Source organism: Streptomyces lacaronensis (assembly GCF_047337785.1).
GTDB lineage: Bacteria > Actinomycetota > Actinomycetes > Streptomycetales > Streptomycetaceae > Streptomyces > Streptomyces lycopersici.
The window spans coordinates 5230798-5243744 of record NZ_JBLHDK010000003.1 but is presented as its reverse complement, the minus strand read 5'-3'; the positions used below and the strand labels follow the sequence as shown (position 1 = coordinate 5243744).

At 68.2% G+C, this 12947-nt stretch carries 8 protein-coding genes; 7 read left to right on the top strand and 1 reads right to left on the bottom strand.

The annotated features are described in order from the left end of the window. Positions 1-94: 94 nt before the first annotated feature. The 7 genes from ACMTAK_RS22390 (at position 95) to ACMTAK_RS22360 (ending at position 10446) form a co-directional block, all read left to right on the top strand. Positions 95-3994 carry a DNA-directed RNA polymerase subunit beta' gene (locus ACMTAK_RS22390; RefSeq protein ID WP_413807857.1) on the top strand — a complete coding sequence of 1300 codons (3900 nt, stop codon included), beginning with the start codon at positions 95-97 and terminating at the stop codon, positions 3992-3994. Positions 3995-4324: 330 nt separating this feature from the next. Next, a complete protein-coding gene (rpsL, locus tag ACMTAK_RS22385) occupies positions 4325-4696 on the top strand; it encodes a 30S ribosomal protein S12 (protein ID WP_014054153.1) in 372 nt (123 codons plus the stop codon). Between the two features lie 2 nt (positions 4697-4698). Continuing rightward, positions 4699-5169 (top strand): 30S ribosomal protein S7, encoded by a 471-nt coding sequence (gene rpsG / locus ACMTAK_RS22380; protein WP_014178748.1) that lies wholly within the window; start codon positions 4699-4701, stop codon positions 5167-5169. 38 nt (positions 5170-5207) lie between these two features. Next, entirely contained in the window at positions 5208-7328 is a 2121-nt protein-coding gene (gene fusA / locus ACMTAK_RS22375) for an elongation factor G (RefSeq protein WP_037952877.1), read from the top strand. A gap of 226 nt (positions 7329-7554) precedes the next feature. Further along, positions 7555-8748: an elongation factor Tu gene (tuf, locus tag ACMTAK_RS22370; protein WP_020869272.1), complete on the top strand. Its 1194-nt coding sequence runs from the start codon at positions 7555-7557 to the stop codon at positions 8746-8748. 113 nt (positions 8749-8861) lie between these two features. Beyond that, positions 8862-9410 carry a hypothetical protein gene (locus ACMTAK_RS22365; RefSeq protein ID WP_413807856.1) on the top strand — a complete coding sequence of 183 codons (549 nt, stop codon included), beginning with the start codon at positions 8862-8864 and terminating at the stop codon, positions 9408-9410. Next, positions 9403-10446, top strand: a complete 1044-nt coding sequence (locus ACMTAK_RS22360; RefSeq protein WP_413807855.1) for an SRPBCC family protein — start codon at positions 9403-9405, stop codon at positions 10444-10446. The genes ACMTAK_RS22365 and ACMTAK_RS22360 overlap by 8 nt, the downstream gene beginning before the upstream one ends. 256 nt (positions 10447-10702) lie before the next feature. On the opposite strand, the gene ACMTAK_RS22355 is transcribed toward ACMTAK_RS22360, so the two are convergent. Next, positions 10703-12856, bottom strand: a complete 2154-nt coding sequence (locus ACMTAK_RS22355; protein WP_413807854.1) for a PIG-L family deacetylase — start codon at positions 12854-12856, stop codon at positions 10703-10705. Positions 12857-12947: the final 91 nt, after the last annotated feature.

Genomic DNA, 12947 nt, shown 5'->3' with positions numbered 1-12947 from the left:
TCTGGCCGGGGCACTCGCCACAGAGCGCCCCGGTCTCTCCCCGGACCCCCAGTCAGACCCGAAGACACGACCCTGAAAGAGGGATTGACGACAAGTGCTCGACGTCAACTTCTTCGACGAGCTGCGGATCGGCCTCGCCACCGCTGATGACATCCGTCAGTGGTCCCACGGTGAGGTCAAGAAGCCGGAAACCATCAACTACCGCACCCTCAAGCCCGAAAAGGACGGACTCTTCTGCGAGAAGATCTTCGGTCCGACCCGGGACTGGGAGTGCTACTGCGGCAAGTACAAGCGCGTCCGCTTCAAGGGCATCATCTGTGAGCGCTGCGGTGTCGAGGTCACCCGCGCCAAGGTGCGCCGTGAGCGGATGGGCCACATCGAGCTGGCCGCTCCCGTCACCCACATCTGGTACTTCAAGGGCGTGCCCAGCCGTCTGGGCTACCTGCTCGACCTCGCCCCGAAGGACCTCGAGAAGGTCATCTACTTCGCCGCCTACATGATCACGTGGGTGGACGAGGAGCGCCGCACGCGCGACCTGCCCTCGCTGGAGGCCCATGTCTCCGTCGAGCGCCAGCAGATCGAGCAGCGCCGCGACGCCGACCTCGAGGCCCGCGCCAAGAAGCTGGAGGCGGACCTCGCCGAGCTCGAGGCCGAGGGCGCCAAGGCCGATGTGCGCCGTAAGGTGCGCGAGGGCGCCGAGCGCGAGATGAAGCAGCTGCGCGACCGCGCCCAGCGCGAGATCGACCGTCTCGACGAGGTGTGGAACCGCTTCAAGAACCTCAAGGTCCAGGACCTCGAGGGCGATGAGCTGCTCTACCGCGAGCTGCGTGACCGCTTCGGCACGTACTTCATGGGCGGCATGGGCGCCGCGGCGCTGCAGAAGCGCCTGGAGTCCTTCGACCTCGACGAGGAGGCCGAGAAGCTCCGCGAGATCATCCGGACCGGCAAGGGCCAGAAGAAGACCCGTGCGCTCAAGCGCCTGAAGGTCGTCTCCGCCTTCCTGCAGACCCGGAACAGCCCCAACGGCATGGTGCTGGACTGCATCCCGGTGATCCCGCCGGACCTGCGTCCCATGGTGCAGCTGGACGGCGGCCGCTTCGCGACCTCCGACCTGAACGACCTGTACCGCCGTGTGATCAACCGGAACAACCGGCTGAAGCGGCTCCTGGACCTCGGTGCCCCCGAGATCATCGTCAACAACGAGAAGCGCATGCTTCAGGAGGCCGTTGACGCCCTCTTCGACAACGGCCGCCGTGGCCGCCCGGTCACCGGCCCCGGTAACCGTCCGCTGAAGTCCCTCAGCGACATGCTGAAGGGCAAGCAGGGCCGGTTCCGTCAGAACCTGCTCGGTAAGCGCGTCGACTACTCGGCCCGTTCGGTCATCGTCGTCGGCCCGCAGCTCAAGCTGCACCAGTGCGGTCTGCCCAAGGCCATGGCGCTGGAGCTCTTCAAGCCGTTCGTGATGAAGCGCCTGGTGGACCTGAACCACGCGCAGAACATCAAGTCGGCCAAGCGCATGGTCGAGCGCGGCCGCACGGTCGTGTACGACGTGCTCGAAGAGGTCATCGCCGAGCACCCGGTGCTGCTGAACCGTGCGCCCACCCTGCACCGCCTCGGTATCCAGGCGTTCGAGCCGCAGCTGGTCGAGGGCAAGGCCATTCAGATTCACCCTCTCGTCTGCACCGCGTTCAACGCGGACTTCGACGGTGACCAGATGGCCGTGCACCTGCCGCTGTCCGCGGAGGCGCAGGCCGAGGCCCGCATCCTGATGCTGTCCTCGAACAACATCCTCAAGCCGGCCGACGGCCGTCCGGTCACCATGCCGACCCAGGACATGGTGCTGGGCCTGTTCTTCCTCACCACCGATGAGGAGGAGCGCGAGGTCGTCGGTGAGGGCCGTTCCTTCGGCTCCACCGCCGAGGCGATCATGGCGTTCGACGCCCGGGAGCTCTCGCTCCAGGCGAAGATCGACATCCGCTTCCCGATCGGCACCGTCCCGCCCCGTGGCTGGACCCCGCCGGTGGCCGAGGAGGGCGAGCCTGCCTGGCAGCCCGGTGACAGCTTCCGGCTGCGCACCACGCTGGGCCGCGCGCTCTTCAACGAGCTGCTGCCCGAGGACTACCCGTTCGTCGACTACTCGGTGGGCAAGAAGCAGCTCTCCGAGATCGTCAACGACCTCGCCGAGCGCTACCCCAAGGTCATCGTCGCGGCGACGCTGGACAACCTGAAGGCGGCCGGTTTCCACTGGGCCACCCGCTCCGGTGTCACCGTCGCCATCTCCGACGTGGTCGTGCCCGAGGCCAAGAAGGCCATCATCGAGGGCTACGAGGCGCAGGACGAGAAGGTCCAGAAGCAGTACGAGCGCGGTCTGATCACCAAGGACGAGCGCACCCAGGAGCTGATCGCGATCTGGACCAAGGCGACCAACGAGGTCGCCGAGGCGATGAACGCGAACTTCCCGAAGACCAACCCGATCTTCATGATGGTCAACTCGGGCGCGCGCGGAAACATGATGCAGATGCGTCAGATCGCCGGTATGCGTGGTCTGGTGTCCAACGCGAAGAACGAGACCATCCCGCGGCCCATCAAGGCGTCGTTCCGTGAGGGTCTCTCCGTGCTGGAGTACTTCATCTCCACCCACGGTGCCCGTAAGGGTCTCGCCGACACCGCCCTGCGTACCGCCGACTCGGGTTACCTGACCCGTCGTCTGGTGGACGTCTCGCAGGACGTGATCATCCGCGAGGAGGACTGCGGCACCGACCGCGGCCTCAAGCTGGCGATCGCGTCCAAGGGCGCGGACGGCGTGCTCCGCAAGACGGAGGACGTCGAGACCAGCGTGTACGCGCGCTGCCTCGCCGAGGACATCGTCGTGGACGGGAAGGTCCTGGCCCCGGCCGGTACCGACCTGGGCGATGTGCTCATCGACGAGCTGGTCCGCCACAACGTGGAGACGGTCAAGACCCGCTCGGTGCTCACCTGCGAGTCCGCCGTCGGCACCTGCGCCATGTGCTACGGCCGCTCGCTGGCGACCGGCAAGCTGGTGGACATCGGCGAGGCGGTCGGCATCATCGCCGCCCAGTCCATCGGTGAGCCCGGCACCCAGCTGACGATGCGTACCTTCCACACCGGTGGTGTGGCCGGTGACGACATCACCCAGGGTCTGCCGCGTGTCGTCGAGCTCTTCGAGGCCCGTACGCCCAAGGGCGTCGCCCCGATCTCGGAGGCGGCCGGCCGCGTCCGGATCGAGGAGACCGAGAAGACCAAGAAGCTCGTCGTCACCCCGGACGACGGCTCCGACGAGACGGCCTACGGCGTCTCCAAGCGGTCCCGTCTGCTGGTGGGCGAGGGCGACCACGTCGAGGTCGGCCAGCCGCTGACCGTGGGTGCCGTCAACCCGCACGACGTGCTGCGCATCCTCGGCCAGCGCGCCGTCCAGGTGCACCTGGTGGGCGAGGTCCAGAAGGTCTACAACTCGCAGGGTGTGTCGATCCACGACAAGCACATCGAGATCATCATCCGGCAGATGCTGCGCCGTGTGACGATCATCGAGTCCGGCGACGCGGAGCTGCTGCCGGGCGAGCTCGTGGAGCGCTCGCGCTTCGAGGGTGAGAACCGTCGTGTGGTCCAGGAAGGCGGCCACCCGGCCTCCGGCCGTCCGCAGCTGATGGGTATCACCAAGGCCTCGCTGGCGACCGAGTCCTGGCTGTCGGCGGCGTCCTTCCAGGAGACGACCCGGGTGCTCACCGACGCGGCGATCAACGCCAAGTCGGACTCCCTGATCGGCCTCAAGGAGAACGTGATCATCGGTAAGCTCATCCCGGCCGGTACGGGCCTGTCCCGCTACCGCAACATCCGGGTCGAGCCGACCGAGGAGGCGAAGGCCGCGATGTACTCGGCCGTCGGCTACGACGACATCGACTACTCGCCCTTCGGCACGGGCTCCGGCCAGGCGGTTCCGCTGGAGGACTACGACTACGGTCCGTACAACCAGTAGGTCCGCGGACGGCTGGTAAACGTTCACAGGGCGGTCACCCCATGGCGGGGGTGGCCGCCCTGCGGCTATGCTCCGGGTTGGTGTGTCCAGCGCGTGTGCATTTGTTTTGACCGGAGCCGATGCTATAGGTACGCTCTGACCTTGTGCCTGGGGTGTCCCTGGGCTCCTGTGCGCGCTTCCAGACCGCTCGGGGGCCCGAGGTGTCGACACCAACAATCTGCACTCTCTGACTTTCGCAGAGGGCTGCGGTGCGCGACACACCCGACCGCGTGGGTCGGAGAAACTCCAGGTTAGCTTTACCGAGACTGGCACACAGAAACCGGAGAAACGGTGCCTACGATCCAGCAGCTGGTCCGCAAGGGCCGCCAGGACAAGGTCGAGAAGAACAAGACCCCCGCCCTCGCGGGGTCGCCGCAGCGCCGTGGTACATGCACTCGCGTGTTCACCACGACGCCGAAGAAGCCGAACTCGGCGCTCCGCAAGGTCGCGCGTGTCCGGCTGAGCAGTGGGATCGAGGTCACCGCCTATGTCCCGGGTGAGGGGCACAACCTGCAGGAGCACTCCATCGTGCTCGTGCGCGGCGGTCGTGTGAAGGACCTGCCGGGTGTTCGTTACAAGATCATCCGCGGCTCCCTCGACACGCAGGGCGTCAAGAACCGCAAGCAGGCTCGCAGCCGCTACGGCGCCAAGAAGGAGAAGTAAGAATGCCTCGTAAGGGTCCCGCCCCGAAGCGCCCGGTCATCATCGACCCGGTCTACAACTCTCCTCTGGTGACGTCCCTCATCAACAAGGTCCTGCTGAACGGCAAGCGCTCCACTGCCGAGCGCATTGTCTACGGCGCCATGGAGGGCCTGCGCGAGAAGTCCGGCAACGACCCGGTCATCACCCTCAAGCGCGCGCTGGAGAACGTGAAGCCGACCCTCGAGGTCCGCTCCCGCCGTGTCGGTGGCGCCACCTACCAGGTGCCCGTCGAGGTCCGTCCCGGCCGCTCCTCCACCCTCGCGCTGCGCTGGCTGGTGGGTTACTCCCGCGCCCGTCGCGAGAAGACCATGACCGAGCGCCTGATGAACGAGCTGCTGGATGCCAGCAATGGTCTGGGCGCCTCCGTCAAGCGTCGCGAGGACACCCACAAGATGGCCGAGTCCAACAAGGCCTTCGCGCACTACCGCTGGTAGTCGCTACCCCATCGAGAACCGAGAGAAGACTGAGCCATATGGCCACCACTTCACTTGACCTGGCCAAGGTCCGCAACATCGGGATCATGGCCCACATCGACGCGGGCAAGACGACCACCACCGAGCGGATCCTCTTCTACACCGGCGTGAGCTACAAGATCGGTGAAGTCCACGATGGCGCCGCCACCATGGACTGGATGGAGCAGGAGCAGGAGCGCGGCATCACCATCACGTCCGCCGCGACGACCTGTCACTGGCCGCTCGAGAACGTCGACCACACGATCAACATCATCGACACCCCGGGGCACGTCGACTTCACCGTTGAGGTGGAGCGCAGCCTGCGCGTGCTCGACGGTGCCGTGACGGTGTTCGACGGCGTGGCCGGCGTCGAGCCGCAGTCCGAGACGGTGTGGCGTCAGGCGGACCGCTACGGCGTTCCGCGTATCTGCTTCGTCAACAAGCTCGACCGCACCGGTGCGGAGTTCCACCGCTGCGTCGACATGATCACGGACCGCCTTGGCGCGGTGCCGCTGGTCATGCAGCTGCCGATCGGCACCGAGGCCGACTTCAAGGGCGTGGTCGACCTCGTCCAGATGAAGGCGCTGGTCTGGTCCGCCGAGGCCACCAAGGGCGAGATGTACGACACCGTCGACATCCCGGACACCCACACCGAGGCCGCCGACGAGTGGCGCGGCAAGCTGCTCGAGGGCGTCGCCGAGAACGACGAAGAGATGATGGAGCTGTACCTCGAGGGCGAGGAGCCCACCGAGGAGCAGCTGTACGCGGCGATCCGCCGTATCACCATCGCCTCCGGCAAGGGCGGCGGCACCACCGTCACCCCCGTGTTCTGTGGCACCGCGTTCAAGAACAAGGGCGTGCAGCCCCTGCTGGACGCGGTCGTCCGGTACCTGCCGTCGCCGATCGACATCGAGGCGATCGAGGGCCACTCGGTCAAGGACCCCGACGAGGTCATCAAGCGGCGTCCGTCCGAGGAAGAGCCGCTGTCGGCCCTGGCGTTCAAGATCGCGAGCGACCCGCACCTCGGCAAGCTCACCTTCATCCGTGTGTACTCCGGCCGCATGGACGCCGGCACCCAGGTGCTGAACTCCGTGAAGGGCAAGAAGGAGCGCATCGGCAAGATCTACCGGATGCACGCGAACAAGCGTGAGGAGATCGACTCGGTGGGTGCCGGCGACATCGTCGCCGTCATGGGTCTGAAGCAGACCACCACCGGTGAGACCCTCTCCGACGCGGCGAACCCGGTGATCCTGGAGTCGATGGACTTCCCGGCCCCGGTCATCGAGGTGGCCATCGAGCCGAAGTCCAAGGGCGACCAGGAGAAGCTGGCCGTCGCGATCCAGCGGCTTGCCGAGGAGGACCCGTCCTTCCGCGTCAAGACCGACGAGGAGACCGGCCAGACGATCATCTCCGGCATGGGCGAGCTGCACCTCGATGTGCTGGTCGACCGCATGCGCCGTGAGTTCAAGGTCGAGGCCAACGTCGGCAAGCCGCAGGTGGCCTACCGCGAGACGCTGCGCAAGCCGGTTGAGCGGTACGACTACACGCACAAGAAGCAGACTGGTGGTTCCGGCCAGTTCGCGAAGGTGCAGATCGCGCTGGAGCCGCTCGAGGGTGATGGCTACGAGTTCGAGAACAAGGTCACCGGTGGCCGCATCCCCCGGGAGTACATCCCGTCGGTGGACGCGGGCTGCCAGGAGGCCATGGAGTTCGGCGTGCTCGCGGGCTACCCGCTGACCGGTGTGAAGGTCACCCTGCTCGACGGTGGCTACCACGAGGTCGACTCGTCCGAGATGGCGTTCAAGATCGCCGGTTCGATGGCCTTCAAGGAGGCCGCCCGCAAGGCCAGCCCGGCCCTGCTCGAACCGATGATGAAGGTCGAGGTCACCACGCCCGAGGACTACATGGGTGACGTGATCGGCGACATCAACTCCCGTCGCGGGCAGATCCAGTCCATGGAGGACCGGAGCGGCGCCAAGCTGGTCACCGGCCTGGTTCCGCTGTCGGAGATGTTCGGCTACGTGGGCGACCTGCGCAGCAAGACATCCGGCCGCGCCAGCTACTCCATGCAGTTCGACTCCTACGCCGAGGTTCCGCGGAACGTCGCCGAGGAGATCATCGCGAAGGCCAAGGGCGAGTAAGGCGGGTTCATCCGCATTCCTCACCCTTTAGGCTGGAAGCACAAGGCATCGGGGCAATCCGTCGTGGAGCGTGTTCACCGCGTTTCATGGCGGGCCCCGGGCGCCGTTTCCCCAGACGAATACGGCGAAGGGCATCCCCCTCGGGGTCCTGGCCGGTTCGGTAAGACCACCTGAACCCATCCGCAAAGCGTGGATGCGTACAGAACCACTCCACAGGAGGACCCCAGTGGCGAAGGCGAAGTTCGAGCGGACTAAGCCGCACGTCAACATCGGCACCATCGGTCACATCGACCACGGTAAGACCACGCTTACCGCTGCGATCACCAAGGTGCTGCACGACGCGTACCCGGACCTGAACGAGGCCTCGGCCTTCGACCAGATCGACAAGGCTCCTGAGGAGCGCCAGCGCGGTATTACCATCTCCATCGCGCACGTCGAGTACCAGACCGAGTCGCGTCACTACGCGCACGTTGACTGCCCCGGTCACGCGGACTACATCAAGAACATGATCACGGGTGCGGCGCAGATGGACGGCGCCATCCTCGTGGTCGCCGCCACCGACGGCCCGATGCCGCAGACCAAGGAGCACGTGCTCCTGGCCCGCCAGGTCGGTGTGCCGTACATCGTCGTCGCCCTGAACAAGGCCGACATGGTGGACGACGAGGAGATCCTGGAGCTCGTCGAGCTCGAGGTCCGTGAGCTGCTCTCCGAGTACGAGTTCCCGGGCGACGACGTTCCGGTCATCAAGGTCTCGGCGCTCAAGGCGCTCGAGGGCGACGCCGAGTGGGGCAAGTCCGTCCTCGACCTGATGAAGGCCGTCGACGAGTCGATCCCGCAGCCGGAGCGCGACGTCGACAAGCCGTTCCTGATGCCGATCGAGGACGTCTTCACCATCACCGGTCGCGGTACGGTCGTCACCGGCCGTATCGAGCGCGGTGTGCTGAAGGTCAACGAGAACGTCGACATCATCGGCATCAAGCAGGAGAAGACCTCGACCACCGTCACCGGTATCGAGATGTTCCGCAAGCTGCTCGACGAGGGCCAGGCCGGTGAGAACGTCGGTCTGCTGCTCCGCGGCATCAAGCGCGAGGACGTCGAGCGCGGCCAGGTCATCATCAAGCCGGGCTCGGTCACTCCGCACACCGAGTTCGAGGCCCAGGCGTACATCCTGTCCAAGGACGAGGGCGGTCGCCACACGCCGTTCTTCAACAACTACCGTCCGCAGTTCTACTTCCGTACCACGGACGTGACGGGCGTTGTGACCCTCCCCGAGGGCACCGAGATGGTCATGCCGGGCGACAACACCGAGATGTCCGTCCAGCTGATCCAGCCGGTCGCCATGGAGGAGGGCCTGAAGTTCGCCATCCGTGAGGGTGGCCGGACCGTCGGCGCCGGCCAGGTCACCAAGATCAACAAGTGACCTGACGCTCCCCGGAGCAGAGAGCCCCATCCGCTTCTTGCGGGTGGGGCTCTTTCGTATGTGGGTACCCGGCCGTCCACATCGAAGCCGCGTTCGACTTCGGGAGCGAATAGATGATGACAAATGGCAAGATCACGGTCGCGGTCGTGGGGGGCTACCTCCTCGGGCGTACGAAGAAGGCGAAACTCGCCGTCGGGCTGGGCATGTTGCTGGCGGGCAAGAAGATCTCGCTGGATCCGCAGCAGCTGAAGAAGTCCCTCGCCCAGGCGCCGCTGCTGAGCGGCCTCAACTCGGAAGTGCGCAAGGAGCTCGCCGACGCCACACGGCAGGCCGCGACCAAGGCCGTCTCCGACCGGGTGAACGGCCTCGCCGATTCGCTGCACGAGCGCACGGCGCTGCTGCGCGGTGAAGGCGGGGACGGAGAGGAGGGCGAGGAGGCCGACACCGAGGAGCCGGAAGGCGAGGCGGAATCCGAGCCGAAGCGGAAACCGAAGCCGTCGAGGCCTCCGCGCAAGGCGGCGGCCAAGGCCCCCGCCCGCCCGGCGAAGAAGACCGCCGCGTCCGGTTCCGGTACGGCGAAGAAGGCAGCGGGGAAGAAGACCGCGGCGAAGGCGAACGCGGCGAAGAAGAACGCCAGGACCGCGGGGGGCCGCAATGGCTGACACGCTCGGCAAGCTCAAGGACGACATCGTCAAGGATCCGGCCACCGACCGTCTGAAGGACGAGCTGCGGAACTATGTCCAGGCACGGGCGACCCATGCGATCTCCGGCCTCGGCTCGGGCCTCGCCAAGGGCGCGCAGTCCCTCTCCGAGGGCAAGTCTCCGGGGCAGGCCCTGATGAAGGCCGGTACGTCCCAGCTGAAGGACTCGCTCAAGGAGTCGCTGAAGGAGAAGGTCAAAGGTGCCTTCGGGAAGGGCGGCCGGGGCAAGAGCGGGGGCGGCAAGTCCAAGAGCGTGACGGTCGTCGAGGACATCGACGTCGGGGTGCCGGTCCGCGAGGCGTACAACCAGTGGACCCAGTTCCAGGAGTTCAGCACCTTCGCCAAGGGGGTCGTCAGCGTCGAGAAGGCCGACGACACCAGCAGCGACTGGAAGGTGAAGGTCGCCAAGTCCACCCGCAGCTGGCGGGCGAACGTCACCGAGCAGGTCGCCGACGAGCGGATCGGCTGGACCACGGAGGGCGCCAAGGGAACCGTCAAGGGCGTCGTCACCTTTCACCCGCTCGGTGACAACCTCACCCGGGTGCTGCTGGTTCTTGAGTACTTCCCCAAGGGCCTCTTCGAGAAGACCGGCAACATCTGGCGGGCCCAGGGCCGACGGGCCCGCCTCGATCTGAAGCTCTACCGGAAGTTCATCATGATGCGCGGCGAGGCCACGGACGGCTGGCGCGGTGAGATCCGGGACGGCGAGGTCGTGCAGGACCACGGGACGGCCGTGGAGGAGGAAGACCGAGAGCAGGCGGACGAGGCCGATGAGACCGGTGAGGGCGAGGAGACCGGGGGAGAGGCCGATGAGCCGGACGAGGCGGCTGGGGCTGAGGATGAGTACGAGGAGGAGCCCGAAGGCGCCGAGCCCGGGGAAGAGGAACCCGAGGACGCCGAGGCGTATGAGGCGTATGAGGAGTCCGAGGAGCCCGAAGAGCCCGAAGAGGAGCTCGAGGAGGAGCCCGGCCGCCGCACCGCCGCGGCCCGCCGCTGAGCACCCCCGGCGACCGCCGCGGCCCGCTCCTGAGCACCCCCGGCGGCCGCCGGACACGACCGGGCCCCACTCAGACGCACGACGCCGGGTGGGGCCCGCCCATGCCGCCCGCCCATCGGCGAAACCGCACGGCGAACGCGAATCGGCCGGGGCAGACCCGGCGCCACCCGGATGTGGCGCCGGGGGGCGGGGGCCGGATCACGCGGGCCGCGGACGGTGCCCCCGGCTCCGCCTCACCCGGTGGTAAGCCGGGCCGTCAGGCCTGTTTCGTGGGACGGGGGCGCCAGATCCACGGGGTGGCGTCGGGGGACAGGCCCACCACGCAGACGCCCTGGTGGCCGTCGTCCGCCAGGAGGGCCGGCGCGCCGACCGGGGTCAGATGGCCGGGGGAGCGCAGCGGTTTGGCGTCCGGGCTGGTGCCGTACTGGACCTGGACCTCCCCGCCCAGGTCGCGCCCGGCCAGGAGCAGCGTCTTCGCCTCGTGGCGGCCGGACGGTTCGGCCACGGTGTGGGCGGCGATCGCTCCGTAGCCCTCGAAGTGCCGCACGGTGAGGGAGGTTTCGCCGTGGACGGCGGGCACGGTGGCCGTGGGGGTGCGGTAGATCAGCGCGAGCGTGCCGTCGGGCGCCACCGCGGCGCCCAGCGGATCCCCGCCGGGGCGCGGCAGACCGGACGGCGGGCGCAGGGCGACCGGGCCGCCGGCCCACTCCTGGGCCCAGTGGTGGACGGTGTCGCGGCCGGGGGCGAGGACATGGACCTGCCCCTCCGCGTCCAGCAGCGCGGTCAGCCCGTCCTGGATCTCGGCGCCGCCGAGCCGCTGCCAGGGACCCCAGCGGCCGTCGGCGTCCCGTACCCGGGTGGCCAGGCTCTTGTCCGCGGTCCGTACGAAGAGGTGCACCTGGCCGTCCGGGGTGGCGACCGCCGCCGGACAGCCGACCCGGCGGCCGTGCTCGGGGTCGGTCTCGGGGGTGCCGAGCCCGGTCCAGGCGCGGAACGGGCCGTCCGGGCGGCGCTGCTCCAGCACCACGATCTCGCGGAGGTCGCCCGCGCCCTGCCCGGCCAGCGCCGCGAACCGCAGGGCGAACAGCACCTGCCGCCCCGCGCTGTCCCGCACCGCGGCGAGCGCCGGGGCGAGCGGTCCCCCGCCGAGCCCCTGAGGAGCCCCGAACCGCCCGCTGCCGGGCGCCGTCTCGCGCCACCGCACGGCCTGGGCACCGAGCACGCAGTACGCCACGAGCCGCCCCTGGGCGTCGGTGGTGGGGGCGGGCAGCGAGGTGGGGTAGCGGTAGTGGGTGGAGCGGATCCAGCCCTTGCGGTTCCGCAGCGGGCGCACCCCGCCCTGGCTGTAGTCGCCGCAGCCGGCCGCGTTGCCGCAGTCCCAGTCCGGCGCACCGCCGTAGGACTTGATCGCCCGCGCCTTCTGGGCGAGCACCGCGGGCGGCAGATTGTGCGGCCAGCGCTGGTTGTAGTAGCCGCGGAACGCGGTGGTGGTGAAGCGCGGGGCGTGCTTGTCGCGCTGTGTGGACGCGGCCACCCACTGGGCGATCGCCTTCCAGGTGAACAGCGCGACCGGGGTGTGGTCGCGGTGGTCCGAGCAGCCCGGCTGATCGTTGTCCTTGGGGTGCAGCACGTCGTGCACCTGGAAGTCGGGGTCCGGGTCCAGCGTGTGGATCAGCGTGGGCCGATAGCGGTCCATGATCCCGGCGAGCACGTCGACCAGCGTCCGATGGCCGTACGAACTGGGGTGCGCCACTGGGGAGCCGGTGGCCAGGAGGGTGCGCATCACGGTGCCCGGGGTGTCCCACAGCGCGGGGATCCGTACGCCGCCGTCCGACAGCATCGCGATGTTGAGGAAGATCAGCCGGGCGCTGCGGGCGCCGTTGGCCAGGGTGTTGGTCTCCGCCGTGACCCCGCCTGGCAGCCGCAGCACCGACCGCTGCCAGGGCGCGAACTGGTTCAGCCCCATCATCTGCGCGTACGCCTGCCGCAGCCCCTGGTGGCGGGAGGCGGAGTACGCGGCCTTGTCGGCGTGCGGGACCGGCGTCCCCGCCTGATGGTTGATCCCCCGGGCCTCACCGGCCGTGACGTACACGCACACCACCGGGACTCCGGAGCGCAGCACATGCTCGGCGTCCGGGTTCATGAAGTACAGATCGTCGTCGGGGTGCGCCATGATCTGCAGCAGCAGCGCCCGCTTGTCGCCCACCGTCGAGGTGAACGGCTCCGCGGCCCCGAGCTCACTGGCCCGCGTCGGCCCGGCCGCCGCGCCGCGCGAATGTCCTGCCCCGCATCCGGCGATCCCGGTGACCCCGGCAACCCCCACGGCTCCCCCGGCGGTGAGCGCCGCCAGCGCGGCGAGCGTCTGCCTGCGGGTGGTCCGCGCCCCCCGCGATGTCCATCGACTGTTCAATTTGGTGACCCTGTCACTTCGGCAGCGCGTAGTCTCCGGCTGCTCCGAGTGAAGGGACGGTTGGTGATCTTGACAGGTTGTCCGATGGCCG

Excerpts from the sequence above, each read along its gene's own strand:
- rpsG (WP_014178748.1), top strand. The coding sequence starts at position 4,699 with ATGCCTCGTAAGGGTCCCGCCCCGAAGCGCCCGGTCATCATCGACCCG.
- fusA (WP_037952877.1), top strand. The coding sequence starts at position 5,208 with ATGGCCACCACTTCACTTGACCTGGCCAAGGTCCGCAACATCGGGATC.
- ACMTAK_RS22365 (WP_413807856.1), top strand. The coding sequence starts at position 8,862 with ATGATGACAAATGGCAAGATCACGGTCGCGGTCGTGGGGGGCTACCTC.
- ACMTAK_RS22360 (WP_413807855.1), top strand. The coding sequence starts at position 9,403 with ATGGCTGACACGCTCGGCAAGCTCAAGGACGACATCGTCAAGGATCCG.